Here is a 26589-nt window from a genome sequence, read left to right as displayed (position 1 = left end):
GCCTTGAATCACGCTTCAGCCTAATCCGGAATCCCTAGAGTCCACAGATCCTAAGGCGCTTCTAACCCCAACAACCCGTCATCCTCGGGCTTGTCCCGAGGATACATACTCCCGGTTTCGCCGGTGCTCACCGTCCTCGACGGGGTCTATGGATCCTGGGCACAAGGCCCAGGATGACGACTTGGGTGTAAAGCGCATCACCAGACGCCGATCTTCTCGGCCTCGGCGTGGCTGATGGGGTGGTTGGCCTTGGCGTGGTCTTCCTCGGCCAGGAAGCGGGCGGCCTCCAGGGCGGCCATACAGCCCATGCCGGCGGCGGTGACGGCCTGGCGATAGACGTCGTCGGTGACGTCTCCGGCGGCCCAGACGCCCTCGATGGCGGTGGAGGCCGTGCCGGGCTTCACCCGCAGGTATCCGCCCGCGTTGGTCTCGAGCTGGCCCTTGAACAGTTCCGACGAGGGGGCGTGGCCGATGGCGATGAAGACGCCGTCCGCCGGGATTTCCCGGGTCGCGCCGTCCTTGACGTTCTTCAGGCGCACGCCGGTGACGTTCCTGGCCATGCCGTCGACGACGCCGACGATCTCCTGGATGGCCACGTTCCAGATCACCTCGACCTTGGGGTTGGCGAACAGGCGGTCCTGCAGGATCTTCTCGGCGCGGAACTCGTCGCGGCGGTGAACGACCGTGACCCTGGAAGCGAAGTTGGTCAGGAACAACGCCTCTTCGACAGCCGTGTTGCCGCCGCCGACCACGACCACTTCCTTGCCGCGATAGAAGAAGCCGTCGCAGGTGGCGCAGGCGGAAACGCCGAAGCCCTGATAGGCGGCCTCGCTCTCCAGGCCCAGCCATTTGGCCTGGGCGCCGGTGGAGATGATGACGGTCTCGGCCAGAAGCTCCTCGCCGCTGTCCAGCGTCAGGCGGAACGGGCGCTGGGACAGGTCCGCCGAGGTGACGATGTCGTGGATGACCTCGGTCCCGACATGCAGGGCCTGGGCCTGCATCTGCTCCATCAGCCACGGGCCCTGAATGGTCTCGGCGAAGCCGGGATAGTTCTCGACGTCGGTGGTGATGGTCAGCTGGCCGCCGGGTTGGATGCCTGCGATGACGACGGGGTTCAACGACGCGCGGGCGGCGTAGATGGCGGCGGTCCAGCCTGCGGGGCCGGAACCGATGATGGCGACGCGAACGGTACGAGCTTGGGTCATGACGCCTATTTAGGCGGTGATTCCCGTTTGCGCGATGGCGGTCATGACGGATGACGACGAAGCGTCGCCTTATCGCGCCCGCATCGCCTCCAGAACCGCCCGCGCCGCGCGGTCGGTTTCGGCCAGCGGCTCATAGGTCCAGCTATCCAGCGTGCCGTCGAACGGGCGGGTCGCGCCGTGTGACTGAAGGTCGTCGTGCAGGCGGGCGAACTTGTCGCCGGATTTCAGCGGGATCATAGGCAGGACATGAACAGGCTTGCGGGTCGAGGCGGCCTCGGCGGCCATGTTGGCGCTGTCCTCGGTGACCAGGATGTGGTCGGCGAAATGCAGGAAGCCGAACAGGGGATTGTCGCCCGCACCCTCCCAGATCCAGCCGGGCAGGGCCGACAGGCGCGCCGTCATGGCCGCCTTGGCCGCCTCGGGCGTGCGGCGCGAGAAGGTCAGCATCAGCGAGCCGCCCGACGCCAGAACGGCCGCCGCGATCCGGTCGGCCAGATCGGCGGCGTGTTCGGGAGGCAGGTCGAACGCCTTGGACTTGCCGCCGATCAGGACCGCGACGCGCGGATGGGGCAGGGGGGCGATGCGGTCGGCGAAGGCGGGCGCGGCTTCGGCGATGCGCCGGGGCGTAATGCGGTGGGGCGAGCCGGTGATCTCGAAGACATTGTCGCCCGACAGGCCGTCATGGGCGGGCGCGACGATCATGTCATAGCGGTCGTTCGCCCAGCGCGGGTCCTGGGTCTGGACGACGAAGGTCTTGCCCCCGCTCCAAGTCTTGACCCGCGTCGATAGGGGCAGGGTTGCGCGGCCCGTCGCGATCCACAAATCGGGCCAGGGCGCGGCGATCGGGTCGGACGCGGGGGCCAGCATCGCCGCCGTCTTCATGGCGGAGGGCAGGCGGTCAAACAGGCGGCGCCACCGGATATGTTTGGTCGTGATTTCGGCGGGGGTCAGGCGTTGAACGGCCTCGGCCAGACCCAGGGCCTGATTCTCGATCCCGGCGCGGCCGTCCGAAACGACCCAGATGCTGAGAGGGCTGGAGGGGGGAATGGGGGTCACGCCCCGGTCGCGTCGGCCCGCACCCAGGTCATGGCCTCGACCTTGTTGCCGTCAGGGTCGCGCAGGAAGGCGGCGTAGTAGCCGGGCGCATAGTCGGGACGGAAGCCTGGCGCGCCTGCATCATCGCCGCCCGCACTCAGACCCTGGGCGTGGAAGCGATCCACCACATCCCGATCCGGCGCGGCGAAACAGACATGCGCGCCGTTGCCGGCCGTAGCCGACTTATGATCCTGAGGGAGCGAGGCCCAGAATTCGGGAAAGGCGCGGCCATAGGCCAGGCCCGTCGGGTGTTCCATCACCCGGCCGACGCCCAGAGCGCTGAAGACGGCATCGTAGAACGCGCCTGCCCTGGCCAAATCGGTGACGCCTACCGAAACATGCGACACCAGGGGCGGGCGTGTTTCGGCGGCGTCGGTCATGGCCTTATTTCCACTCGACCTTGAGGATCTCGTAGGCCTTCACCCCGCCGGGGGTGTTCACCTCGACGACATCGCCGACTTCCTTGGAGATCATGGCGCGCGCGATGGGCGAGGCGATTGAGATGCGGCCCTGTTTCACGTCGGCCTCATGCTCGCCGACGATCTGGTATCGGCTCTCTTCCTCGGTGTCCTCGTCCACCACGGTGACGGTGGCGCCGAACTTGACCTGGTCGCCCGACAGTTTGGACACGTCGATGACCTGGGCGCGGCTGATCTTGTCCTCGATCTCGGCGATCTGGCCCTCGATCCAGCCCTGCCGCTCCTTGGCGGCATGGTATTCGGCGTTCTCGGACAGGTCGCCGTGTTCACGGGCCTCGGAGATGGCCGCGATCACGCTGGGCCTCTCGACCGACTTCAATTGCTTCAGTTGATCGTCGAGGACGCGATAGCCCTCGGCCGTCATCGGCACTTTTTCCATTGTGTCGTGATTTTCTTGTTCGCCCGGAGACTGGAAAGACGCGGAAGTAGGCACATAAAAGGCCGCGGGGCGGGCGCGGCCGGGCATCAAAGCTAGGGGTAATCGCGTCGAAAATCAAGTGCGCCGCCCCAGACGGGCCATATTTCAGGCCCGCGCGGGCGGTTCAGACTTGTGATCGCGGCGCAGCACGCCCTTGATCAGGCTGTAGGCCAGCCAGCCAACGGCGGCCAGGCCTGCGAACATGAACAGGCCGGAAACCAGCGCGGCCCCGGCGGCCATGAAGGCCAGAACGAAGGCGACGGCGGCGGCCAGCCCGGCGATGATCTGGATGGTTTGAAGGCGCATGATCCGTTAACGCGTTGCGCCCCGTCGGGTTGCGATCAGCCGATCACGATCCGATCACGCATAGCTGTATTCGCCGCCGCGCTCCAGGGCGCGGCGATAGGCCGGCCTGGCGTGGATGCGGTCGAGGAAGGCCTTCAGGCGCGGCTTGGTCGAGGCGTCGAAGGCGCGGTCGGCCCCGGCCTCAACGGGGAAGCTCATCATGATGTCGGCGGCGGTGAACTGATCTCCCGCGAACCATTCCGAACGGTCCAACTCGCTCTCCCAGAAGGCGACATGGGTGCGAAGCTGCGGTTCGACGAAACTGGCCAGCGCCTTGTTCGCCACGCCCTTGACCAGCGGCTTCATCAGGCCCGGCGCGCGCTGCGGCAAGATGGAGAAGACCAGTTTCAGCAACAGCGGCGGCATGGCCGAACCTTCGGCGTAGTGCAGCCAATAGGTGAAACGCCGCGCCTCCTCCGTGCCCGCCGTTGGGCGAAGCCGACCCTTGCCATAGGCGTCCAGCAGATACTCGACCACGGCGCCGGTCTCCGCCACCGTGATGGAGCCGTCCTCGATCACCGGCGACTTGCCCAGCGGATGGACCTTCAGCAGTTCGGGCGGCGCCAGCCGGTTGCCGGCGTTCCGCTCATAACGGATCACCTCATAGTCCAGCCCCAACTCCTCGAGCAGCCACAGGACGCGTTGCGAGCGGCTGTCGTTCAGGTGATGGACTTTGATCATCGGTCGGCTCCGGGCGGCGAACGGCGACTATTCGCGCCCCAGGATGTGAAGTCGAGGCCTAATGCGGCTTGCGGCCGCTCCAGCGGGCGCGCGCGCGCGGCCGGGTCTGGGCCTGGTTCTGGGCGGCGTCCGCGGGCCGGGCGCCGTCGCGACGGCTGCGCCAGACCTCATAGGCCAGGGTGGCCAGGGCCAGCTTGCCGGCGTGACGGCCCGCCAGGCGGCGTCCGCCCTTGGACAGCAAGAGGCCGCCCAGCATGGGAACCAATTTGTGCAGACGGGACATAGTGATCTCCTTGTTCTGGTCTCAACGCGCCGGTCAGGTTCGCGTTTCGTGCTGCGACGACCTGATCTGTCGGCGACCGTCAGAAGGTTTGGCGCGCGCTTCGGGAAAAGGGGTGCTAGCTCTGGCCGATGCGCTCTTCTCGTCTCGCCGCCTTCTTCACCTCGCTCAGCTTCTTCGTCGTCGCCGCCCTGGTCGCGGGCGTGGTGGTCGGGACGATGGCCCAGGGCGCGGACGCGCCATGGCTGACGGGCGGGCTGGGCGTGGTCGAAAGCCTGGGGCAGGTCTGGCTGAACGCGCTGCGCATGACCGTCATCCCGCTGGTCTTCAGCCTGTTGGTCACCGGCATCGTCTCCATCGCCGACGCGGCCGCCACCGGACGGATCGCGGCGCGGTCGCTGATGGTCTTCGGCGTCCTTCTGGTCGGGGCGACCGTCTATGCGATCCTGGCGGGTCTGGGGCTGCTGGCCCTGTGGCCCATCGACCCGGAGGCCGGTCGGGCCCTGCTGGCGGGAACCCCGGCGAATTCGGCCGCCGTGGTGGGCGAGGCGGCGCGAACGGACGGCCTTCGCGCCTTCCTGTCCAGTCTGGCGCCGGCCAATGTGGTCAAGGCGGCCGCCGACGACGGGGTGCTGGCCGTGGTCGTCTTCGCCGTGGCCTTCGGTTTCGCCGCCACCCGGATCAAGACCGAACTGCGTCGGCCCCTGGCCGGCTTCTTCGAGGCCGTGGCCGAAACCATGGTGGTGATCGTCCACTGGGTGCTGCTGGCCGCGCCGTTCGGCGTCTTCGCCCTGGCGCTGGGCGTGGGCTTGCGCGCGGGCCTGGGGGTGGCGGGGACGCTGGCCCACTATGTCGCCATCGTCTGCCTCAGCCAGATCGGCCTGATCGTGATCACCTATGTCGTGGCGGTGGTCTGGGGGCGGATATCCTTGGCCCGGTTCGCCCGTGCGGTGGCCCCGGCCCAGGTCGTCGCCGTCTCGACCCAGTCGTCGCTGGCCAGCCTGCCGGTCATGATCGAACGGGCGCGCGACTGGCTGGGCGTGCCCCAGACCTCGGCCGGTCTGATTCTGCCGCTGGCGGTGGCGGTGTTTCGCATCACCAGCCCGGTCGCCAACCTGGCGGTCTGTCTGTATGTGGCGCAGTTGAACGGCGTCGATCTCAGTATAGGGGTGCTGATCGCGGGCGGGCTGACGGCCATCGCCGTGTCCATCGCCTCGGTCGGCCTGCCGGGTCAGGTCAGCTTCTTCGCCGCCATCGGCCCCATATGTTTGGCCATGGGCCTGCCGCTGGGCGTCCTGCCGCTGTTGCTGGCGGTCGAGGTCATTCCCGACATCTTCCGCACCGTCGGCAACGTCACCGCAGACCTGGCCGCGACACGGATCGTGCAGGGCCGGGATGCGAGGCCGATCGAACCCGAGCAGTCCATGACGTCATAAGACGCCGATGCGAAACTATTCTCTCCTTTTCGGAAACGGCGGCGCAACTGGCGCGTGTTTTCAGAATTGCGACGATGCTTTACTTCAAAAGCAACAATTGAGACTTGCTTAATGCGCGTTCTGTAATCGCCCCGTGAATAAGGACAGGCGCGGCATCGGCACGCGCGATCCCCTTTCGAGGTAAAGTGCGATTATGAGCATCAAAGCGCGGCTTCTGCTGTGTCTGGCCGCCCTGGCCGTCGGCATGGCGGCCATCGGTCTCAGCGGCTGGGTCTCCGCATCGGTCATGAACCAGCGGATGCAGTCGGTGCTCGCCAATCGCGTGGTGCCCATGCAGCAGTTGAAGGCGGCCGTCGACATGTACGCCGTCAACATCGTCGATACCGCTCATAAGGCGCGCGACGGCGCGATGACGTCCGACCAGGCCATCCAGGTCATCACGGCCGCCAAGTCTACGATCGCCAGCAACTGGAACGCCTATCGCGTCACGCGCATGACAACGGATGAGCATGCTTTGGTCGAGAGCACGTCTGCGGCCCTGCCCGCCGCCAATGCGGCTGTAGACGAGTTGGAGCGTTTGCTGCGGGCGGGCGACACGGTGGGGCTGGACCGGTTCGTCCGAAACGACCTTTATCCCGCGATCGATCCGGTCAGCGCCAACATGGCCAAGCTTGTCGATCTTCAGGTTCGCGTCGCTCGCGAAGATGGCGTGAAGGCCGCCGCAGTCTTCAAGATCGCCATGATCGTCATGGCCCTGATCGCCCTGGCGGCTGTCGGCCTGCTGGGCTTCGCCACCCATGTGATCGTCAGACGGGTCTCCACGCCGCTGCAGAGCATGACGCGCGCCATGTTGCGCCTTGCCGACGGCGACCACGGTATCGTCGTGCCGGCCGTGGGGCAGCGCGATGAACTGGGGCAGATGGCCGACGCCGTGGTGGTGTTCCGCGACGCCGCCATCGCCAAGATCAAGGCGGATGCGGCCATGGTCGAGGCCAAGGCCAAGGCCGACCACGATCAACGCGTCGCCAGCGAGACGGCCATCGCCGAACAGCAGGCCCTGGTCGTGCAATCGTTCGGGGTCGCGCTGGACAGGCTGGCGCAGGGCGACCTGACCTATCACGTCAACGACAGCCTGCCGGTGGAGTACGAAAAACTGCGTTCCGATTTCAACGCCGCCATGGCCGCGTTGAAGGATACGATGTCGGTCGTCGTGACCAATGTGTCGGCCATCCGCTCGGGTTCGGGTGAGATCAGCCATGCCGCCGACGACCTGTCGCGACGCACCGAGCAACAGGCCGCCAGCCTGGAGGAAACCGCCGCTGCGCTGGACCAGATCACCGCCACCGTCAACCGCACCGCAGCCGGCGCGCGCCAAGCCTCCGACACGGTTCAGGCGGCCAAGAACGACGCCGAAACCTCGGGCGTCATCGTTCGCGACGCCGTGCAGGCGATGGGGGATATCGAAAAATCGGCGCAGGAGATCAGCCAGATCATCGGCGTGATCGACGAGATCGCCTTCCAGACGAACCTGCTGGCCCTGAACGCCGGTGTGGAAGCCGCCCGCGCGGGCGACGCCGGTCGAGGGTTCGCGGTCGTGGCCTCCGAGGTCCGCGCCCTGGCCCAGCGTTCGGCCGAGGCCGCAAAGGAGATCAAGACCCTGATCTCGGCGTCCACGCGCCAGGTGAACACTGGCGTCAATCTGGTGGGCCAGACGGGCGAGGCCCTGCAACGTATCGTCGGCCGCGTTGCGGAAATCGACGGCCTGGTGTCGGAAATCGCCGCCTCGGCCCAGGAGCAGGCGGTCGGCCTGGCCCAGGTCAACACCGCCGTGAATCAGATGGACCAGGTGACCCAGCAGAACGCCGCCATGGTCGAGGAATCGACGGCGGCCAGCCATTCTCTGTCGCAAGAAGCCCTGGGACTGGCGGACTCGGTCGCACGGTTCAACCTCGGCGCGCCCGCTTCGGTCGCGCGCAAGGCCCCGGTCCCGCCTCCCGCCCGCCAGGCCCTGCGGCCCGTCGTTCAGATGCGCAACATCGGGTCTGGCGCCGCCGCCGTCCGGCGCCCGGCGTCGGTCGCCGAGGATGCGGGCTGGGAAGAGTTCTGACCCGCTGAGCCCGAAAAGCCGACGGGCGGAGGCCGAAACCTCCGCTCGTCGATCGCTCAATATTCCTGGATCGCCTTCACATCCAGATCGCCGGCCTTGATGGCGCCGATGGCCTGGGCCGCCGCAAGCGCGCCTGCGGTGGTGGTGTAATAGGGCATCTTCATCATCAGGGCCGTGCGGCGCAGGCTGAAGCTGTCCTGCAGCGACTGCTTGCCCGAGGTGGTGTTGAAGACCAGCTGGACCTCGCCGTTCTTCATGGCGTCCACGATGTGCGGGCGGCCTTCCAGCACCTTCTTGACCCGCTTCACCTCCAGCCCCTGTTCGACCAGATAGGCGTGGGTGCCGCCGGTGGCGATCAGGCTGAAGCCCTCGGCCAGCAGGGTCCTGGCCGCATCGACGATGAAAGGCTTGTCCTCGTCCTTGACCGAGATGAAGGCGCAGCCCGAGGTCGGCAGGGTGGTTCCGCCGCCGATCTGGGACTTGGCGAAGGCGCGGGCGAAGGCGGGGGCCATGTCGGCCTCGCCGTCGCGTTTCCAGTCCAGACCCATGACCTCGCCCGTCGAACGCATTTCCGGGCCCAGGATGGTGTCGACCCCGGCGAAGCGGGCGAACGGGAAGACCGCCTCCTTGACCGCGATATGGTCGTAGGGCTTGTCGGTCAGGCCGAAGGACTTCAGGGGCACGCCCGCCATGACCTTGGCGGCGATGGCGGCGATGGGCTGGCCGATGGTCTTGGCGACGAACGGCGCCGTGCGCGAGGCGCGGGGGTTCACCTCCAGCACGAAAATGCGGGGTTCGGCGCTGTGCGGCTCCTCGATGGCGAACTGCACGTTCATCAGGCCGCGCACCTTCAGGGCCTTGGCCATTTCGGTGGTCTGACGCTTCAGCTCGGCGACCGTCTCGGCGGACAGGGAGTAGGGCGGCATCGAGCAGGCGCTGTCGCCCGAGTGGACCCCGGCTTCCTCGATATGTTCCAGCACGCCGGCGACGAAGACCGTCTCATCGTCGCACAGGGCGTCCACGTCGACCTCGGTGGCGCGGTTCAGATAGTGGTCGATCAGGACGGGATCATCGCCCGAAACGCGCATGGCCTCATGGACGTAGCGGTCCAGCTGCTCGCGGTCGTGGACGATCATCATGCCGCGTCCGCCCAGAACGTAGGAGGGGCGCAGGACGACGGGATAGCCGACCTCCTCCGCCTTCTGCGCAGCCTCTTCGGCGCTGCGGGCCAGGCCGTTCGGCGGCTGGCGCAGGCCGATGCCTTCCAGCATCTGCTGGAAGCGCTCGCGGTCTTCGGCAAGGTCGATGGAATCGACGGATGTGCCCAGCACCGGGATGTTGTCGTCCTGCAGCGCGTGGGCCAGCTTCAGCGGCGTCTGGCCGCCGAACTGCACGACGCAGCCGATCAGTTCGCCCTTGGAGCGCTCGACCTCGATCAACTCCAGCACGTCCTCGGCCGTCAGCGGCTCGAAATACAGGCGGTCGGAGGTGTCGTAGTCGGTCGAGACCGTCTCGGGGTTGCAGTTGACCATGATCGACTCGACGCCGATCTGGTCGAAGGCGAAGGCCGCGTGGCAGCAGCAGTAGTCGAACTCGATCCCCTGGCCGATGCGGTTCGGACCGCCGCCCAGGATGATGGCCTTCTTCTTGTCCGACGGCTCGGCCTCGCACTCGGGGATCTGGCCGAGCGCGCCGGTCTCATAGGTCGAATACATATAGGCGGTGGCCGAGGCGAACTCGGCCGCGCAGGTGTCGATCCGCTTGAACACCGGGCGCACGTTCAGGCCGCGACGGGCCGAACGCACGGCCTTCTCGGTCGCGCCCGTCAGTTGGGCGAGGCGGGCGTCGGAGAAGCCCTTGGCCTTCAGGCGGCGGAACTCGGTCGAGTCGGTGGGCAGGCCCTTGACCCGCACATGGCCTTCCTCGCGCACGATGTCGGCGATCTGGCGCAGGAACCACGGCTCATAGGCGCAGGCCGCGTTGACCTCTTCGACCGACAGGCCGTGGCGGAAGGCCTGGGCGATGACGCGGATGCGGTCGGGCGTGGGCACGCCCAGCGCGCGGACGACGGCGGCGCGCGCCGTCGCATCGTCGGCGGCCCCGGCGACGCCTTCGATCTCGATCTCGTCAAAGCCGGACAGGCCGGTTTCCAGCCCGCGCAGGGCCTTCTGCATCGATTCCTGGAAGGTGCGGCCGATGGCCATGACCTCGCCCACCGACTTCATCGAGGTGCCGAGCAGGGGCTCGGAGCCCGGATATTTCTCGAAGGCGAAGCGCGGGATCTTGGTGACGACATAGTCGATCGACGGCTCGAACGAGGCGGGCGTGACCTGGGTGATGTCGTTCTGCAGTTCGTCCAGCGTATAGCCGACGGCCAGACGCGCCGCGACCTTGGCGATGGGGAAGCCGGTGGCCTTGGACGCCAGCGCGGACGAACGCGACACGCGCGGGTTCATCTCGATCACGACCATGCGGCCGTCGGCGGGGTTGATCGCCCACTGCACGTTCGACCCGCCCGTCTCGACGCCGATCTCGCGCAGCACATTGATCGAGCCGGTCCGCATCCGCTGATATTCCTTGTCGGTCAGCGTAAGCGCAGGGGCCACGGTGATGCTATCGCCCGTGTGCACGCCCATCGGATCGACGTTCTCGATGGAGCAGATGATGATGCAGTTGTCCGCCGTGTCGCGGACGACCTCCATCTCGTATTCCTTCCAGCCTAGGACGGACTCTTCGATCAGGACCTCGGTGGTCGGCGACAGGTCCAGACCGCGCGCGACGATCTCGTCGAACTCTTCGCGGTTATAGGCGATGCCGCCGCCGGTGCCGGCCAGGGTGAAGGACGGGCGGATCACGGCGGGCAGGCCGACGAACTCCAGCCCCTCCAGCGCCTCTTCCATCGAATGGGCGGCCTTGGAGCGGGGCGATTCAAGACCCAGCTTGTCCATCGCGTCGCGGAACTTCTGGCGATCCTCGGCCTTGTCGATCACCTCGGCCTTGGCCCCGATCATCTCGACCCCGTGCCTGGCCAGCGCGCCGGATTCATGCAGGGCCAGGGCGGTGTTCAGCGCGGTCTGGCCGCCCATGGTCGGAAGCAGGGCGTCGGGCTTTTCCTTGATGATGATCTTCTCGACCATCTCGGGCGTGATCGGCTCGATATAGGTGGCGTCGGCCACCTCCGGGTCGGTCATGATGGTGGCGGGGTTAGAGTTGACCAGGATGACCCGATAGCCTTCCGCCTTCAGCGCCTTGCAGGCCTGAACGCCCGAATAGTCGAACTCGCACGCCTGGCCGATGACGATCGGGCCGGCGCCGATGATGAGGATGGACTTGATGTCTGTGCGCTTGGGCATCGCCAGCTCTTCTTCTTATTGAACGCTAATAGGTCACGACCGCGCAATCCCAGCCGTCATAGTCCAGCTGGAAGGCCGCGGCCCAGGTCTGCATCATGGCCGAGGTGGCCGAGAACGACGCCTCGTCCACCGCCATGGTGGTCTCTAGAATGGTGGAATCGTCGGCGCCGCTGGTCAGGAAGCCCGCGCGGCGGGCCACCTCGTTCAGGTCGCCATGGTCGCCTTCGCCATAGAAGTAGAACCGCGTGTGACGTGGGGTCACGCCGCTGTCGCCCTGCTCGGCCAGCGCCGCGCGCACCATGGCGTCGCGTTCGTCATGACGGATGTCCGAGGCGTCCAAGAGGCTGCGTCGTCCTTCGTTCTTTTCGCGCGCGAGAAGCCGCCGCAAGGCCTAGCCATCCGGTGTTCGCGTCGGGTTGTCGGTTAAGCGGCCCGTTTAGAGAGGGAGGGGCGGTGGGGCAACTGGAAACATCACCCGAAGCGGTATGCGCCCGTCCGTCGCAGTGAATGGACATAAAGACGCCGCAAATCCCCATGGACCTCAAAACATCTGCGGCTAGATTGAATCGTTGTGACTGTTATGTTGCTGATCGGTCACATTTGGGGCTTGGATGGGGCGTGCCAATGGCTCTAGGGTGCCGCATCAAACTCACGTTCCCCCGCGTGAGTATAAATGCCGCAGCCTTCTCAAGGTTGCCGCTTTATGACTTTGAGAGGTCTAGCTTTGACGTATCGTCGTTCTCGATTGCTAGCTGGCAGCATGTGGTCGGCATTCGGTCTAATGGCAGCGCTTCCCGCGATTGCTCAGGAAACGCCTGCTGCAGGCCAACAGGCCACGACGCTGGACGAGATCGTCGTAACAGGTTCGCGCATTCCCCGCCCGAACCTGGAGCAGCCGACGCCCGTTTCGACTGTTCCGCGCGAAGCGATCGACAATGCAGGCACTCAGAATTTGGGTGACATTTTGGCCCAGCTCCCGGCGCTCAGCGCGAACGCCACGGTTCGCGGCAACTCCGACAGCTTCGGCGACGATGGCGGCCTGAACTTCGCCAACTTGCGTAATCTCGGTGCGTCGCGCACCCTGACGCTGATCGACGGCAAGCGCCACGTCGGCGGGGATGCAGGCAACGCTGCTGTCGACCTCAATTCCGTGCCGGCCGCACTTGTGGACCGCGTTGAAGTCATCACAGGCGGCGCCTCGGCCGTCTATGGATCCGACGCTGTTTCCGGCGTTGTGAACATCATCCTTAAGAACGACTACGAGGGCGGCGAGATGACCGCCCAATATGGCGGCGCCGAATCTGGCGCGGGCAAGAACTGGTCGGTCAACGGCGTCTACGGCAAGAACTTCCTGGACGGTCGCGCCAATCTGACCGCGACGCTGTTCTATGACCACTCTGATCAGGTTCTCGCCAGCGACATCAAGGCGATCAAGAACTGGGGCACCATCCTCAATCCCGCCGACACCGGCCCCAACGACGGTATCCCGAACCGCTTCATCGTTCCCAATGTTCTGACGGACTTCCTGGACGAGAACGGCGTCATCTTCGACGCTGGCACGTTTGAAATCATTTCGGCCTTCACGCGCGATGGCCGCCCTGTTCCGCAGCAGCCGCGGTTAGGTGACAACAGCTTCGCCTTCGGTCAGTTCGCCGATTGCGAGACCTGCGCCTCGCTCGACGACTATGTGGTTCTGGTGCCCAAGACTGATCGTTACGGCGCGAATGTTCGTGGTCGCTTCGACATCACTGACAGCGTAACGGCCTATATTGACGCCAAATACGTGCGCTCGGAGATCAAGGACTTCGTCCAGCCGTCGTTCACGTTCGGTGATCACATCATCGAACCGGACAATGCGTTCATCACGCCGGAAATCGCCACGGTCATCGCGGGACGCGACATCACCTTCGGTCGATTCAACGAGGACATCGGTGTCCGCACCAACGACATCACGCGCGAAACCTATCGCATCGTGGCCGGTCTGAAGGGCAAGTTCGACACCAGCATCGCCGATTTCGGGTGGGACCTATCCTACAACTACGGTGAGACGCAAAACACCTTCAAGGGAGCGGGGAACACCATACCTGGCAACTACGCCGCCGCCATTGACGCCGTGCGAGCGCCCGACGGCTCGATTCAGTGCCGCGTAAATGTGCCGTCCGCTCAGTTCCCGGGTTATGTCGCGCCGGCGGGTATGACCAACGAGACCTGCGTGCCGTTCAACGTCTTCGGTCGCCAGAACACGGCAGCGGCGATCGACTACGTCAGCCATGAGTCGACCCGCACCCACACCATCACGCAAGAAGTGGTCTCGGGCCTGTTCAACTTCGACACGTCGAAGTTCTTCAACCTGCCGGGCGGCCCGCTGGCGTTCGCAGGCGGCTTCGAATATCGCAAGGAAACCAGCGAGAACATCAACGATGCCTTCGTGAAGTCGGGCCTGTCGGAAACAGCGCCGCAGCCTGACGCCTATGGCGAGTTCGACGTCACAGAAGGCTTCCTGGAGTTCAACGCGCCACTGTTGGCCGACATGCCATTCGCCTATCGCCTGTCGATCGACGGCGCCTATCGTTATGCCGACTATTCGACGGTCGGCGGCGCCGAAGCGTGGAAGGTCGGCGGCATTTATGCGCCGGTTCGCGACGTCACCTTCCGGGGCACCTACTCGCGCGCGGTGCGTGCGCCGAACATCACCGAAGCCTTCCTTCCTGCGACTTCGACGTTCTTCACCATCACTGATCCCTGTGACGTGAACAATATTCAGCAGGATCCGAACCGCGTCGCCAACTGTGCGGCGGCGGGCGTCCCCGCTGGGTTCCGGGCGAACACAAACGCCTCGATCGACGGCACGTCTAGCGGCAACCCCAACCTGAAAGCCGAAGAAGCCAAGAGCTGGACCGCCGGTGTGGTTCTGCAACCGCGCTGGATGCCGGGTTTCAGCTTCACGGCGGACTACTATGACATCCGCATCGACGACGCGATCGCGTCGATCAGCGCCCAGAACATCATCAATAACTGTTATGATGCGAACGGCGGATTGGACGCCGGATACTGCTCGCTGTTCACGCGCGGCGCAGATGGAAACATCAACTTCGTCGAGACGACCTATATCAACGCGGCCGCGCTCGAGACGACGGGCTGGGATTTCCAGGTCGCCTATAGCAAGAACCTGGAAGAACTGGCTCTTGATCACCCAACCATGTTCGGCGGCATCAAGGGGCGGCTGTCTGCAAGCCTGACAGCCAACCACCTGACGAAGCTGAACTTCTTCGAGTTCCAGGATCGGCCGGACCAGGTCAACGTCAACAAGGGCGAAATCGGCTCGCCCGAGTGGTCGTTCCAATCGCGCGTCAACTACACCAACGGACCGCTGACCTTGGGTTGGGAAGCGCGGTTCCAGGATGAGGTTGCCCGCTTCGACGTGACGCCGAAGGCTGGGATCAACCCGGAAGAGAACACTGCGCCAGCCTATGTTCAGGCCCAGTTCTACCACGACTTCACCGTCCGCTACGCCATCGAGAACGTGCCCTATGCGCGCGGTCTGGAACTGTTCGGCGGCGTGAAGAACGCCTTCAACAATACCTTGCCGATGGGCCTGAGCGGCAACGGCACGTCGTCGATCTACGACCTCTATGGTCGTCAGTTCTTCGGCGGCATCCGCGCCCGCTTCTAAGCGCGCGGCGAAGACTGAAATGGAAAGGGCGGCTCGAAAGAGCCGCCCTTTTTCTATGTCTCGATCGCCGCGATCCAGTCGGGCAGTTCACCGATGCGGGCCAGGGAGACGTACCGCGGCTCGTCCACAGGGGCGTCGGCCAGTTCGTGGGCCCAGGTGACGGCGTAGGGGATGTGGACGCCGAAGGCGCCGGCGGCGATGGCGGGCAGGACGTCGGACTTCATGGAGTTTCCGGCCATGACGGCCTCGGCGGCGCCTGTACCATGGCGGGCGAAGATGCGGTCGTAGGTGGTGCGGTCCTTCTCGGACACTATTTCGACCGCGCTGAATCGTTCGCCCAGGCCGGATGCGGCCAGTTTGCGCTCCTGATCCAGCAGGTCGCCCTTGGTGATCAGGACGAGGCGATATTTCTCCGACAGGTCGGCGATGACCTCATCCACGCCGGGCAGGGTTTCGACCGGGTGGGCCAGCATTTCACGACCGGCGGCCAGGATTTCGCGCACGACGTGGGGCGGGGCGGCCCCGTCCGTCAGCTCCATCGCCGTCTCGATCATCGACAGGGTGAAGCCCTTCACGCCGTAGCCATAGAGACGCAGGTTGCGCTGTTCGGTCTCGGCCAAACGCGCCTCTATGGTCGCCTCGTCGCCATGGTCGGCCAACAGATCGACGAACCGCGCATGGGTCAGGCGGAAGATCGTCTCGTTGTGCCAAAGGGTGTCGTCGGCATCCAGGCCGACCGTTGTGATGCTCATTCCGCGCCCCTATCACGGCATGCGGCGCGAAGGGAGACGGGATGGAGGGTTCGGCGTCGCGGCGCGCCCGCGCCAATGACGCGCATTCGTGATTTGAGAGGACCGGGACGGCGAGGTCAGATGCGACCCATGCGTCTGTCTCTTTCGTCTCGCCTGTTCGGCGTCGTGTTGCTGGGTCTGCCCCTGGGGTCTGCGGCTGCGGCGGTCGCTGCGCCCCAGGCCGCCATCAGCGCATCAGGCGTGGCGCCGAGCCGTGCGCAGGAACGGTTGAACCAGCGCGTCTTCGACCGGGTGTGGGACGAGGTGCGGCGCGGCTATTACGACCCGTCATTGCATGGCGTGGACTGGCGCGCGGCGCGGACCCAGTTCCGACCTCAGGCCCTGGCGGCGCCGGACGAGCGGGCGCTGTACCGGGTGCTGAACGCCATGCTGGACCTGCTGGACGACGGCCATGCCGCCGCCAGCCCGCCGGCGGCCGTCCGGCGTCAGGACATGCAGTTCGCGCGTCGGGCCGTGATGGGGATGACCCTGATGCGGGGGCAGACGCCGGACGACTGGACCGTCGAACGCATTCGCCCCGGCTCGCCGGCCGAGGAGGCGGGCATACAACTGGGTTGGGCGCTGAACACCGTGGATGGCCAGCCGTGGGGGGCGGACGTGGAGGCGTTCGACGGCCGGCCCGTGCATCTGGTCCTGACCGACGAGACGGGCCAGCGGCGCGAGACGATCCTGACGCCGCGCATCATGGATGCGGTCCAGCCCTTCGTCGCCGATACGTCGCGGCCCGGCGTCCTGGTGCTGCGGGTCGAACAGTTCGACAAGGGCCTGGGGCCGTGGATGGGCAGCGCGCTGGAGGGACTGCCGCCCGATGTGGACGTGGTGCTTGATCTGCGCGGCAATCCGGGCGGGCGGCTGTGGGAGGCGGAATCGGTCCTGACCTGTTTCCTGCCGCGCAACCAGGCCTGGGCCACGCGGACCGGCCGCACCGGGCGGGCGGTGGTGCTGAGGGCGGCGGGCGACTGCGGCGACCGGCGCGATCCGCTGGCCAATCCGGTCGCGGTGCTGGTCGATCAGGGCAGCCGCAGCGCGGCGGAGCTGACGCCGGCGGCCCTGCAGGAGGCGCGACGCGGCATTGTGGTGGGGGAACGGACCGGCGGCTCGGTCCTGATCGCGCAGGAGACCAATCTGCCCGACGGCGGGCGGCTGACGCTCAGCCGGGCGGATTTCGTCACCGCCGGCGGGACGCGGCTGGAGAAGCGCGGGGTGACGCCGGACATCGCCGCCCCCCGCACCGTGGCGCAGCGGCGCGCCGGCGACGATCCGACGCTGGAGGCCGCCATCGCCGCGCTTCGCGGCCAGGACCGGGCCGGCGCCGCTGACCGACCCGGCCCGCTTTAAAATCATTCTCTTCCACCCGGTCATCCTGGCGGAAGCGGGGACCCAGTTCTTTTCAAGATGGGTGCGTTGGATGGGCGGCTGGCGCTCTGACTCCGGGTTGACCGCCCAAAGCGCTGGGTCCCGGCTTTCGCCGGGATGAGCGGAAGATCAAAGAGCGATCAGCAGCATTTGAACCCGCCCGCCCCGCCGAACCTGCGCTGTTCGTGCAGGCGGAAGAAGGCGGTCTTGTCCAGCGGCGCTTGGTCCGGGTGGGTCGCCGCCGCGTGGTCGACATAGGCCTGATAGTCCGGCTGGCCGATCATGGCCCCGGCCGTGCGCCTGACGCCGCGACCCCACCGCAGGGCGGTGTCGCGGCACAGGCACAGCAGGTCGGCGTTCGCGGGGTCAGGCACGGGCCACGTCCGCGGCCTCGTCGGCCGGGGTCAGTTCGTGGCTTTCGGGATATTCGCGCACGGTCGGACGGTTGTTGCGATAGGCCTTGCGGCAGGCCAGGACGCCATAGACGACCATGGTGATGACCACGAACAGGAAGCCCGCCGTCAGCGCCGAGTTGACGTAGTCGTTGACCACGATCCGGTGCATGTCCGCCGCCGACTTGGCCGGGGCGATCAACTCGCCCGCGCCCAGCGCCTCCTGGTACTTGCGGGCATGGGCCAGGAAGCCGATGCGGACCTCGGGGTGGAACAGCTTCTGGAAGCCCGCCGTCAGGGTGCAGATCAGCAGCCAGGTGGCCGGGACCACCATGACCCAGGCGAACGTCTCGCGCTTCATCTTGAACAGGACCACGGTCCCCAGGATCAGGGCGACGGCCGCCAGCATCTGGTTGGCGATGCCGAACAGGGGCCACAGGCTGTTGATGCCGCCCAGCGGATCGACCACGCCGGTATAGAGGAAATAGCCCCACAGACCGACCGTCAGGGCCGTAGCCACGACGTTGGCGGCCCAGGACTTGGTCTCGCGCATCTTGGGCACGGCGACGCCCAGCAGATCCTGGATCATGAAGCGGCAGACGCGGGTGCCGGCGTCCACGGTGGTCAGGATGAACAGGGCCTCGAACAGGATGGCGAAGTGATACCAGAAGGCCATCATGGCCTTGCCGCCGATCACGCTGGACAGGATGTGGGCCATGCCGACCGCCAGGGTCGGGGCGCCGCCCGCGCGCGACAGGATCGAATGCTCGCCCACGTCGCGGGCCAGTTGCTCAAGCTCGCCGGGCGTGATGTGGAAGCCCCACTGGGCCACGGCGGCGGCGGCCGAGGCCGCATCCTTGCCGATCACGGCGACTGGGCTGTTCATGGCGAAATAGACCGCCGGGTCCAGAACGGTGGCGGCGATCAGGGCCATGACGGCGACGAAGCTTTCGCACAGCATGGCGCCATAGCCGATCATCGGGATCTGGGCTTCGTTCTCCAGCAGCTTGGGCGTGGTGCCCGACGAGATCAGGGCGTGGAAGCCCGACACGGCGCCACAGGCGATGGTGATGAACAGGAAGGGGAACAGGGCGCCGGCGAAGACCGGGCCGGTGCCGTCGATGAAGGGGGTGATGGCGGGCATCTGCAGGTGCGGACGCACGATCAGGATGCCGACGGCCAGGGCCACGATGGCGCCGATCTTCAGGAAGGTCGACAGATAGTCGCGCGGCGCCAAGAGCAGCCAGACCGGAATGACCGAGGCGATGAAGCCATAGACCATCATCAGGATGGCCAGGGTCCGGCCGGTCAGGGTGAAGGCCGGGCCCCAATAGGGATCAGCCGCGACATGGCCGCCGCCGATGATGGCCAGGATCAGCAGGACGACGCCGATCACAGACACTTCGCCCACGCGGCCGGGGCGCAGGAAGCGGGTATAGAGGCCCATGAAGATGGCGATGGGGATGGTGGCGGCGACGGTAAAGGTTCCCCACGGGCTTTCAGCCAGGGCCTTGACCACCACCAGGGCCAGAACGGCCAGGATGATGACCATGATCATCAGGACGCCGACCTGGGCGATGATGCCGGGGATATTGCCCATTTCGGTGCGGATCATGTCGCCCAGCGACTTGCCGTCGCGGCGCGTGGACATGAACAAGACCATCATGTCCTGAACCGCCCCCGCCAGCACCGCCCCGACCAGGATCCACAACACGCCGGGCAGATAGCCCATCTGGGCGGCCAGCACCGGCCCGACCAGCGGCCCGGCGCCGGCGATGGCGGCGAAGTGGTGGCCGAACAGGACGTTCCGGGGCGTCGGCACATAGTCCAGCCCGTCGTTGCGACGCATGGCCGGGGTGAGGCGCGCGGGGTTCAATCCCATGACCTTGTTGGCCAGATACCGGCTGTAGAACCGATAGGCGATCGCATAGGTGCAGACGGCGGCGACCACCATCCAGACCGCGCTGATGCTCTCGCCCTGATGCAGGGCGATGATGCCCAGGGACACGGCCCCCAGGATGGCGATGGCGCCGAAGATTATGGGTGTGCTTAGCTTGCCCACGACAGATCCCTCCCGGCCGACTGATCGCGGCCCTCGCCCATGGTTTGCACCACAATGCGGGACAAGGCCAATCGACCAAAGTCGTAGAAAGACGTCTCCTCCCTGCGGAGCGGGGAGGTGGCGCGGCGCATCTTAGCGCCGTGACGGAGGGGTTCTTCACCGCATCACCGGCGCCTGTGGGACTTCAGGAGCCCCTCCACCGCTTCGCGGTCCCCCTCCCCATTTCATGGGGAGGAGACGGTAGGCGTCAGCCCCGAACGACCTTCACGCGCCCCGCGGCTTCGCGCGCGCGTTCGCGTGCCTGGTCGGTGTCGGCGCCGCGCGCCGTCGCCACGCCCATGCGGCGGCGCTCGAAGGCTTCGGGCTTGCCGAACAGGCGCAGGTCGGCGGTGGCGACCGACAGGGCCTCGGCCATGCCCTCGAAGGCCACGCCTTGCGCCTCCATGCCGCCATAGATGACCGCGCTGGCGGCGGGCTCGCGTTGGGTCACATCGACAGGCAGGCCCAGGATGGCGCGGGCGTGCAGGGCGAACTCGCTCATGGTCTGGCTGGCCAGGGTGACCAGGCCGGTGTCGTGCGGACGGGGCGAGACCTCGGAGAACCAGACCTGATCGCCCTTGACGAACAGTTCGACGCCGAAGACGCCAAGACCGCCCAGCGCCTCCGTCACCTTGGCGGCGATGTCCTGCGAGGCGGCCAGGGCGCCCGCGCTCATGGCCTGGGGCTGCCAGCTCTCGACATAGTCGCCCTTGACCTGACGGTGGCCGATGGGGGCGCAGAAGTCGGTGACGACCACGCCGTCGCGCAGCGAACGCACGGTCAGCAGGGTGATCTCGAAGTCGAAGTCGATCCGCCCCTCGACGATGACGCGGGCCCCAGAGACACGGCCGCCTTCCTGGGCATAGGTCCAGGCGTCGGCGATTTCGTCGGGGTTCTCGACGAACGACTGCCCCTTGCCGGACGACGACATGACCGGCTTGACGAAATTGGGATAGCCGACCGTCTCGGCCCCTGCCGCCAGTTCTTCGGCAGAGCCTGCGAAGGCGTAGGGGCTGGTGGGCAGGCCCAGGGTTTCCGCCGCCAGCTTGCGGATGCCCTCGCGGTTCATGGTCAGCTGCACCGCGCGGGCGGTGGGCACGACCCGCGCCATGCCCGCCGCCTCGATATCGGCCAGAACCTCGGTGGCGATGGCCTCGATCTCGGGCACGATGATGTGCGGGGCCTCGGCCAGGATGACGCCGTTCAGCACCTGGGCGTCGGTCATGGGGATGACGTGGCTGCGATGCGCCACCTGCATGGCCGGGGCGTTGGGATAGCGGTCCACCGCGATCACCTCGCAGCCCAGCCGCTGCAACTCGATAGCGACCTCCTTGCCCAGTTCGCCCGCGCCCAGCAGCATGACGCGCACGGCGGTGTCGGAAAGCGGGGTGCCGAGTTTCATGGTGATCAGTCTCCGGCGCCTGTGTCCCCCCCGCGCCAGCGGGGAGGGGGACCGCGAAGCGGTGGAGGGGTTCTGGGCGCCGAAAGAGCCCCTCCGTCTCTCCGCTTCGCTGCGAGCCACCTCCCCATTCGCTGCGCGAACAGGGAGGAGACGGAGAATTACAGCCGGGCCTTGACCGCCGCGACCACGGCATCCGAGGTGATGCCGAACTTCTCGTACAGGACTCCGGCCGGGGCCGAGGCGCCGAAGCTGGACATGCCGATGAAGGCGCCGTCTTCGCCGATGAACCGTTCCCAGCCCTGTTTGATGGCGGCTTCCACCGCCACGCGCACGGTGCCGCGGCCGATGATGGCGGCCTGATAGGCGGCGTCCTGTTGCTCGAACAGTTCGAACGAGGGGACCGAGACGACGCGGGTGGGCGTGCCTTCGGCTTCCAGGCTTGCCGCAGCATCCAGCGCCAGGGCCAGTTCCGTGCCGGTGCCGAACAGGGTGACCTTGGCCTCGCCGTTCGCGGCCTTGATCTCATAGGCGCCCTTGGCGGACAGGTTTTCCGACGCGGCGACGGTGCGGACGGCCGGGGTCTTCTGGCGCGACAGGGCCAGGGCCGAGGGCGCGGTCTTGGTCTGAAGCGCGATCTGCCAGCACTCCATCGCCTCGACCGTGTCGGCGGGTCGGAAGACCAGCAGGTTCGGAATGGCGCGCAGGGCCGCCAGATGTTCGACCGGCTGGTGGGTCGGGCCGTCTTCGCCCAGACCGATGCTGTCGTGCGTCAGAACGTGGATGGCGCGGACCCCCATCAGGGCGCCGAGGCGAATGGCCGGACGGCTGTAATCCGAAAACACCATGAAGGTGCCGCCATAGGGGATGACCCCGCCGTGCAGCGCCAGGCCGTTCATGGCCGCCGCCATGCCGAACTCGCGGATGCCCCAGTTGACGTAGCGCCCCTCATAGGTCGGCGCATCCAGGATCGGCGTGCCCTTGACGAAGGTGTTGTTCGATCCGGTCAGGTCGGCCGAACCGCCGACCAACTCGGGAATGGCGGCGAACAGTTCGTCCAGCGCGGCGCCCGACGACTGTCGCGTGGCCTGTGCGGGCTTGGTCTCGATCAGTTCGGCGATCTTGGCGTTCAGGGCGTCGAAGGCGGCCTCGGGCAGGTCGCCCTTCATGGCGCGGGTGAAGTCGGCGGCCTGGGGCGAGGCGGCGAGGCGGGCCTCCCACTTCTTGCGGTCCTTGGATCCGCGACGGCCGACCTTATGCCAGGCCGACAGGATGGTTTCGGGCATTTCGAACGGGTCGTGATCCCAGGCTAGGCCAAGGCGGGTGGCGGCGATCTCGGCGGCGCCCAGGGCCGCGCCATGGGTCTTGTGGCTGCCTTCCATGGTGGCGGCGCCCTTGCCGATCTTGGTCTTGCAGGCCAGCAGGACGGGCTTGTCCTGGCGGATCGCCCACTGCATCGCCGACTTGATCGCCTTCATGTCGTGGCCGTCCACGGCCTTGACCGCCCAGCCCGCGGCCTTGAAGCGCGCCTTCTGGTCGACGGCGTCCGACAGCGAGACCTTGCCGTCGATGGTGATCTCGTTGTCGTCCCAAAGCACGGTCAGCTTGTTCAGCTTGTAGCGGCCGGCTAAGGCGATGGCTTCCTGCGACACGCCCTCCATCAGGCAGCCGTCGCCGGCGATGACCCAGGTGCGGTGGTCGACCAGGTCGTCGCCGTATTTGGCGGCCAGATGACGCTCGGCCATGGCGAAACCGACCGAGGTGGCCAGACCCTGACCCAGCGGGCCGGTGGTGACCTCGACGCCCGGCATATGGCCATACTCAGGGTGGCCGGCGGTCTTGGAGCCCCACTGACGGAAGTTGGACAGCTCTTCCTTGGTCGCGGCCTTGTAGCCGGTCAGGTGCAGCAGGGCGTAGATCAGCATCGAGCCGTGGCCCGCCGACAGGATGAAGCGGTCGCGGTCGGCCCAGTCGGGGCGCGAAGCGTCGAACTTCAGGAACTTGGAAAACAGCACCGTCGCGACGTCGGCCATCCCCATCGGCATGCCGGGGTGTCCCGACTTGGCCTTTTCCACGCCGTCCATCGCGAGGACGCGGATGGCGTTGGCCATCTGTTCGGGGGTGGCCTTGGGTGCGGATTTGGCGTCGGTCACGGCGGAGACCTTTCGAACGATGCGGAATTTAAGAGGCGGCGCCGCTTTACCCCGGCGCGTCCTCGGGTTCTATACGCAATTTGCAAGGAGCGACCGATGGCAGACGCCACCACGGCCGCACGGGCGCGCATCGACCGCGCCCTGGCCGACCTCGAACGCAAGATCCTGGATCTGAAGGCGCGCCCCGCCTCGGCGCCCGCCGTGGCGGATGACGACCTGTTCGCGCCCCGCCCCGCGGATGCGCGCGTCGCCGAGTTGGAGGCCGCGGGCCGCGAGGCGTCCGAGGCCCTGGGTCGCGCGGCCGAGGCCGTGCGCGAGGTTCTGGAAGAGGCCCAGGACATGACCGAAGGCGAGGACCGCTGATGGCGACGGTGACGGTTGAGGTGAACGGCCGCCCCTATGCGGTGGGCTGCGCGGATGGTCAGGAGGAACGGGTCCGCATCCTGGCCAAACAGTTCGACAATCAGGTTCGCGCCGTGGCCCAGGACGTCGGTCAGGTCGGCGACCTGCGCCTGTTTCTGATGTCGGCCCTGATCCTGGCCGACGAGTTGCACGAAGCCCGCCTGGGCGGGGGAAAGACGCCCGGCGCCGCTGCGCCCGCGCCCGCCGCGACCGATGGGGTCGCCGAGGCCCTGAATGCCGTCGCCGCCCGGATCGAGAAGATCGCTCAAAATATCTGAGGCCGGGCCGCTGGCGTGTCTCGCCGCAAGGGCCTATCTTGTCCGGCGGCGGGTCATGCTGCGGCTCACGTCGAAGACAACATATCCTTCTGACCTTAATTCACTCTACGGGATCTGTCCCTGTCCGGGCTCGAGGGCCTGGGCATATGGAGCCCACCTGGCTACCCAGGTCGAGAGGATTTAAACGTTCTTCACGGTTCGCGCGGCGCCGCCACCTCTCATTCTTTTTGGCGCTAACGCTCGCCGCGCGGCGGCGCGCTGCTTGAGCGCGTGTGCGTGATCCCGCTCAGCCACATCGGCTTGCCGTCATTGACAAACGTCTCATGCGAGACGACATCGTGTCTATGTTGAGCGAGGTCGGTCATGTCTGACTATTCCACTGTCGCCTATGTACTGGGGGTCAAGGACGCCGCCAGCATTTCGCCCATGGATCTGGCCCGATCCGTCAGCGCCGGTCTGCCGACCCGCGCCCTGACGCTGGTGGCCGACGCCGTCAGCCCCGACGACAACGGCTTCCGTCACAAGGTCGTGCCGCGCGCCACGGCGGCCCGGAACAAGTCCGGCGTCCTTTCTCCCTCCGCCAGCGAGCGTGTCGCCCGTGTCGCCCGCGTCTGGGCTGAGGCGGTGGCGGTCTGGGGCAGCGATGTCGCGGCGCGCGGCTTCCTGTTCCGCCCTCACGCCATGCTGGAAAATCAAGCCCCGATGACGGTGGCCATCGGCAGCGAGCTGGGCGCCGAACTGGTGTGCGATATTCTGGGTCGGCTGCGCTACGGCTCGGCGGCTTGACGGCCCAGCGGCTGGACAAGGGGCTGACCGCCTATCGGATCGGCGATCCGGCGGGGGCCTATCCGATCTTCGACGCCACAGGATCGACTATCAATCCAGGCCGCTGGAATGACCCGACCCATCCGCTGATCTATGCGGCGCAACACTATTCCACCACCCTGCTGGAGAAGCTGGTCCACGGCTCCGGCGCCCTGCCGCCGAACCAGCACTACGTCGAGATCGCCATCCCCGCAGGCGTCAGTTACGAGGTGTTTCAGCCCGCTGCCCATCCGGGCTGGGATCTGGCGAATGGCGCGGTCAGCCGCGCTTTCGGCTGCGAATGGCACGGATCGGCGCGGTCGTTGATCCTGATCGTGCCCTCCGTCGTGGCGCGGCTGGACAGCAATATCCTGATCAATCCCGCCCACGCCGAGTTCGCGCGGATCACGACCGGGCTGAACATCCCCGTCTATTGGGACGCGAGACTGTTTCCATGAGCGACAAGTCCCAACAGCGTGCGGACATGCGCGCGCGCCGCAAGCACCTGGCCGGGCTGGACCCAGAGGCGGCGGCCCGCGCCGCCGACCATGCGGACCGGCTGCCGGAGGGTGAGGTTGTGGCCCTCTACCGCGCGATGGGGTCGGAGCTGGACACCGACGCCTTGGCCGTGGCGCTGGAGGCGGCGGGGCGTCGTCTGTGCCTGCCGGTGGTCCTGGAACGGGATGCCCCGATGATCTTTCGCGCCTGGTCGCCGGGCGAGCCGCTGGAGCTGGACGCCGCCGGATGCCCCGCGCCCCTGCCGTTGGCCCAGAAGGTCGATCCCGATCTGATCCTGACGCCGCTTCTGGCCTTTGACCCTTTCGGCGGGCGGCTGGGCCAGGGCGGGGGCTATTATGACCGCACCTTCGCCGCGCGCCCGGACGCCATCCGCATCGGCTACGCCTACGCCGGACAGGCGGTCGAACGGCTGGTGCTGGAAGATCACGACATCCGACTGCATGGCGTTCTGACCGAGACCGGCTATACGGCTTTCGAATGAGACTGGCATTTTTCGGCGACGTCATCGGCAAGTCCGGCCGTGACGGCGTCAGCGACTATCTTCCGGGCCTGAAGCGCGACCTGAAGCTCGACTTCGTGGTCATCAATGCCGAGAACGCCGCGGGCGGTTTCGGCATCACCGAGAACACGGCGCGCGAACTGTTCATGGCGGGCGCCGACTGCCTGACGCTGGGCAACCATTCGTGGGACCAGCGCGAGGCCCTGACCTATATCGTGCGCGAGCCGCGCCTGATCCGCCCCGCCAACTATCCGCGCCTGATGGATGCGCCGGGTGCGGGCGCCAATCTGTTCGAAACCCATTCGGGCCGCACCGTTCTGGTCATGAACGTGCTGGGTCGGGTGCATATGGACCCGATGGATGATCCGTTCGGCGCGGTCGAGCGGGAACTGGCCGCCGCCCCTCTGGGGGCCGTCGCCGACGCCGTCATCGTGGACATGCATTGCGAGGCGACCTCTGAGAAGATGGCCATGGGCCACTTCTGCGACGGGCGCGCGTCACTGGTCGTGGGCACCCACACTCACGTCCCGACCGCCGACTGCCAGATCCTGCCGGGCGGCACGGCCTATCAGACCGACGCCGGGGGCTGCTGCGACTACGACAGCGTCATCGGCAACGAGAAGGAAGAGCCGCTGCGGCGCTTCACCACGCGCATCTCGGGCGGGCGCTACACCCCGGCCTCGGGTCCGGCGACCATCTGCGGCGTCTTCGTCGAGACGGACGACCGGACGGGATTGGCGACGCGCGTCGAGCCAATCCGGGTCGGCGGGCGGCTGTCCCAGGCCGTGCCGGTGGTCTGACC

General features: G+C 66.7%; 25 protein-coding genes and 1 other RNA gene. 11 read left to right on the top strand and 15 right to left on the bottom strand.

Features of this window, described 5'->3' with window-relative positions:
* Window positions 1-197: 197 nt before the first annotated feature.
* The 7 genes from trxB to RTU05_RS04055 all read right to left on the bottom strand — a co-directional run bounded on the left by trxB (window position 198) and on the right by RTU05_RS04055 (window position 4506).
* Window positions 198-1205, bottom strand: coding sequence for a thioredoxin-disulfide reductase (trxB, locus tag RTU05_RS04085; protein WP_312595954.1), 1008 nt, complete (start codon window positions 1203-1205; stop codon window positions 198-200).
* A 69-nt stretch (window positions 1206-1274) separates the two neighbouring features.
* Entirely contained in the window at window positions 1275-2261 is a 987-nt protein-coding gene (locus RTU05_RS04080) for a mitochondrial fission ELM1 family protein (RefSeq protein ID WP_312595952.1), read from the bottom strand.
* Window positions 2258-2680: a VOC family protein gene (locus tag RTU05_RS04075; protein WP_312595950.1), complete on the bottom strand. Its 423-nt coding sequence runs from the start codon at window positions 2678-2680 to the stop codon at window positions 2258-2260. Before RTU05_RS04075 ends, RTU05_RS04080 begins: the two co-directional genes overlap by 4 nt.
* 4 nt (window positions 2681-2684) lie before the next feature.
* Window positions 2685-3158 (bottom strand): transcription elongation factor GreA, encoded by a 474-nt coding sequence (gene greA, locus RTU05_RS04070; protein ID WP_248120429.1) that lies wholly within the window; start codon window positions 3156-3158, stop codon window positions 2685-2687.
* 144 nt (window positions 3159-3302) lie between these two features.
* Window positions 3303-3503, bottom strand: coding sequence for a hypothetical protein (locus RTU05_RS04065; protein WP_312595949.1), 201 nt, complete (start codon window positions 3501-3503; stop codon window positions 3303-3305).
* Window positions 3504-3557: 54 nt separating this feature from the next.
* Complete coding sequence (locus RTU05_RS04060) at window positions 3558-4223, bottom strand: glutathione S-transferase (RefSeq protein ID WP_312595948.1); 666 nt, start codon at window positions 4221-4223, stop codon at window positions 3558-3560.
* A 58-nt stretch (window positions 4224-4281) separates the two neighbouring features.
* The gene (locus RTU05_RS04055; RefSeq protein WP_312595946.1) at window positions 4282-4506 is read right to left on the bottom strand and encodes a cysteine protease; all 225 of its coding nucleotides are present in this window, start codon (window positions 4504-4506) and stop codon (window positions 4282-4284) included.
* Between the two features lie 128 nt (window positions 4507-4634).
* On the opposite strand from RTU05_RS04055, the gene RTU05_RS04050 reads away from it, so the two are divergent.
* Together RTU05_RS04050 and RTU05_RS04045 are read left to right on the top strand one after the other, a co-directional pair.
* On the top strand, window positions 4635-5939 hold the full coding sequence (locus tag RTU05_RS04050) for a cation:dicarboxylate symporter family transporter (RefSeq protein ID WP_312595944.1): 1305 nt from the start codon (window positions 4635-4637) through the stop codon (window positions 5937-5939).
* Window positions 5940-6132: 193 nt separating this feature from the next.
* On the top strand, window positions 6133-8046 hold the full coding sequence (locus RTU05_RS04045; RefSeq protein ID WP_312595942.1) for a HAMP domain-containing methyl-accepting chemotaxis protein: 1914 nt from the start codon (window positions 6133-6135) through the stop codon (window positions 8044-8046).
* Between the two features lie 56 nt (window positions 8047-8102).
* Here RTU05_RS04045 and carB read toward each other — a convergent pair whose 3' ends face one another.
* Both carB and RTU05_RS04035 read right to left on the bottom strand, forming a co-directional pair.
* Window positions 8103-11399 carry a carbamoyl-phosphate synthase large subunit gene (gene carB, locus RTU05_RS04040; protein ID WP_312595940.1) on the bottom strand — a complete coding sequence of 1099 codons (3297 nt, stop codon included), beginning with the start codon at window positions 11397-11399 and terminating at the stop codon, window positions 8103-8105.
* 25 nt (window positions 11400-11424) lie between these two features.
* Window positions 11425-11787, bottom strand: a complete 363-nt coding sequence (locus RTU05_RS04035) for a ribonuclease E inhibitor RraB (protein ID WP_312595938.1) — start codon at window positions 11785-11787, stop codon at window positions 11425-11427.
* Between the two features lie 372 nt (window positions 11788-12159).
* On the opposite strand from RTU05_RS04035, the gene RTU05_RS04030 reads away from it, so the two are divergent.
* Window positions 12160-15072: a TonB-dependent receptor domain-containing protein gene (locus RTU05_RS04030; protein WP_312595936.1), complete on the top strand. Its 2913-nt coding sequence runs from the start codon at window positions 12160-12162 to the stop codon at window positions 15070-15072.
* A gap of 53 nt (window positions 15073-15125) precedes the next feature.
* On the opposite strand, the gene RTU05_RS04025 is transcribed toward RTU05_RS04030, so the two are convergent.
* Window positions 15126-15824 carry an HAD family hydrolase gene (locus tag RTU05_RS04025; protein WP_312595934.1) on the bottom strand — a complete coding sequence of 233 codons (699 nt, stop codon included), beginning with the start codon at window positions 15822-15824 and terminating at the stop codon, window positions 15126-15128.
* Window positions 15825-15953: 129 nt separating this feature from the next.
* On the opposite strand from RTU05_RS04025, the gene RTU05_RS04020 reads away from it, so the two are divergent.
* On the top strand, window positions 15954-17222 hold the full coding sequence (locus tag RTU05_RS04020) for a S41 family peptidase (protein ID WP_312595932.1): 1269 nt from the start codon (window positions 15954-15956) through the stop codon (window positions 17220-17222).
* Window positions 17223-17380: 158 nt separating this feature from the next.
* Here RTU05_RS04020 and RTU05_RS04015 read toward each other — a convergent pair whose 3' ends face one another.
* From RTU05_RS04015 to tkt, 4 genes are all read right to left on the bottom strand, one after another.
* Window positions 17381-17614: a YbdD/YjiX family protein gene (locus RTU05_RS04015; protein WP_312595930.1), complete on the bottom strand. Its 234-nt coding sequence runs from the start codon at window positions 17612-17614 to the stop codon at window positions 17381-17383.
* A complete protein-coding gene (locus RTU05_RS04010; RefSeq protein WP_312595928.1) occupies window positions 17607-19694 on the bottom strand; it encodes a carbon starvation CstA family protein in 2088 nt (695 codons plus the stop codon). The genes RTU05_RS04015 and RTU05_RS04010 overlap by 8 nt, the downstream gene beginning before the upstream one ends.
* A gap of 247 nt (window positions 19695-19941) precedes the next feature.
* Complete coding sequence (purT, locus tag RTU05_RS04005; protein WP_312595956.1) at window positions 19942-21141, bottom strand: formate-dependent phosphoribosylglycinamide formyltransferase; 1200 nt, start codon at window positions 21139-21141, stop codon at window positions 19942-19944.
* A 152-nt stretch (window positions 21142-21293) separates the two neighbouring features.
* On the bottom strand, window positions 21294-23285 hold the full coding sequence (gene tkt, locus RTU05_RS04000) for a transketolase (protein WP_312595926.1): 1992 nt from the start codon (window positions 23283-23285) through the stop codon (window positions 21294-21296).
* Between the two features lie 96 nt (window positions 23286-23381).
* On the opposite strand from tkt, the gene RTU05_RS03995 reads away from it, so the two are divergent.
* The 3 genes from RTU05_RS03995 to ssrS all read left to right on the top strand — a co-directional run bounded on the left by RTU05_RS03995 (window position 23382) and on the right by ssrS (window position 24178).
* Complete coding sequence (locus RTU05_RS03995; protein ID WP_312595924.1) at window positions 23382-23648, top strand: hypothetical protein; 267 nt, start codon at window positions 23382-23384, stop codon at window positions 23646-23648.
* Window positions 23648-23965: a cell division protein ZapA gene (locus RTU05_RS03990; protein WP_312595922.1), complete on the top strand. Its 318-nt coding sequence runs from the start codon at window positions 23648-23650 to the stop codon at window positions 23963-23965. Before RTU05_RS03995 ends, RTU05_RS03990 begins: the two co-directional genes overlap by 1 nt.
* Before the next feature lie 52 nt (window positions 23966-24017).
* Window positions 24018-24178, top strand: a non-coding RNA gene (gene ssrS, locus RTU05_RS03985) — 6S RNA.
* Window positions 24179-24198: 20 nt separating this feature from the next.
* Here the strand turns inward: ssrS and RTU05_RS03980 are convergent.
* Window positions 24199-24330 carry a hypothetical protein gene (locus tag RTU05_RS03980; protein WP_312595920.1) on the bottom strand — a complete coding sequence of 44 codons (132 nt, stop codon included), beginning with the start codon at window positions 24328-24330 and terminating at the stop codon, window positions 24199-24201.
* Here RTU05_RS03980 and RTU05_RS03975 point away from each other — a divergent pair.
* The 4 genes from RTU05_RS03975 to RTU05_RS03960 are packed head-to-tail and all read left to right on the top strand — an operon-like array spanning window position 24329 to window position 26587.
* A complete protein-coding gene (locus tag RTU05_RS03975) occupies window positions 24329-24751 on the top strand; it encodes an antitoxin Xre/MbcA/ParS toxin-binding domain-containing protein (protein ID WP_312595918.1) in 423 nt (140 codons plus the stop codon). The genes RTU05_RS03980 and RTU05_RS03975 overlap by 2 nt on opposite strands.
* Window positions 24748-25227 (top strand): RES family NAD+ phosphorylase, encoded by a 480-nt coding sequence (locus RTU05_RS03970; protein WP_312595916.1) that lies wholly within the window; start codon window positions 24748-24750, stop codon window positions 25225-25227. The genes RTU05_RS03975 and RTU05_RS03970 overlap by 4 nt, the downstream gene beginning before the upstream one ends.
* Window positions 25224-25769, top strand: a complete 546-nt coding sequence (locus RTU05_RS03965) for a 5-formyltetrahydrofolate cyclo-ligase (RefSeq protein WP_312595914.1) — start codon at window positions 25224-25226, stop codon at window positions 25767-25769. Before RTU05_RS03970 ends, RTU05_RS03965 begins: the two co-directional genes overlap by 4 nt.
* A complete protein-coding gene (locus RTU05_RS03960; protein ID WP_312595912.1) occupies window positions 25766-26587 on the top strand; it encodes a TIGR00282 family metallophosphoesterase in 822 nt (273 codons plus the stop codon). Before RTU05_RS03965 ends, RTU05_RS03960 begins: the two co-directional genes overlap by 4 nt.
* The last annotated feature ends 2 nt before the right edge of the window (window positions 26588-26589 follow it).

Origin of the sequence: Brevundimonas sp., assembly GCF_032017145.1 — a bacterium.
Lineage (GTDB): Bacteria > Pseudomonadota > Alphaproteobacteria > Caulobacterales > Caulobacteraceae > Brevundimonas.
Note: the sequence above shows the minus strand (reverse complement) of the source record. Positions and strands in the feature narration are given on the sequence as shown.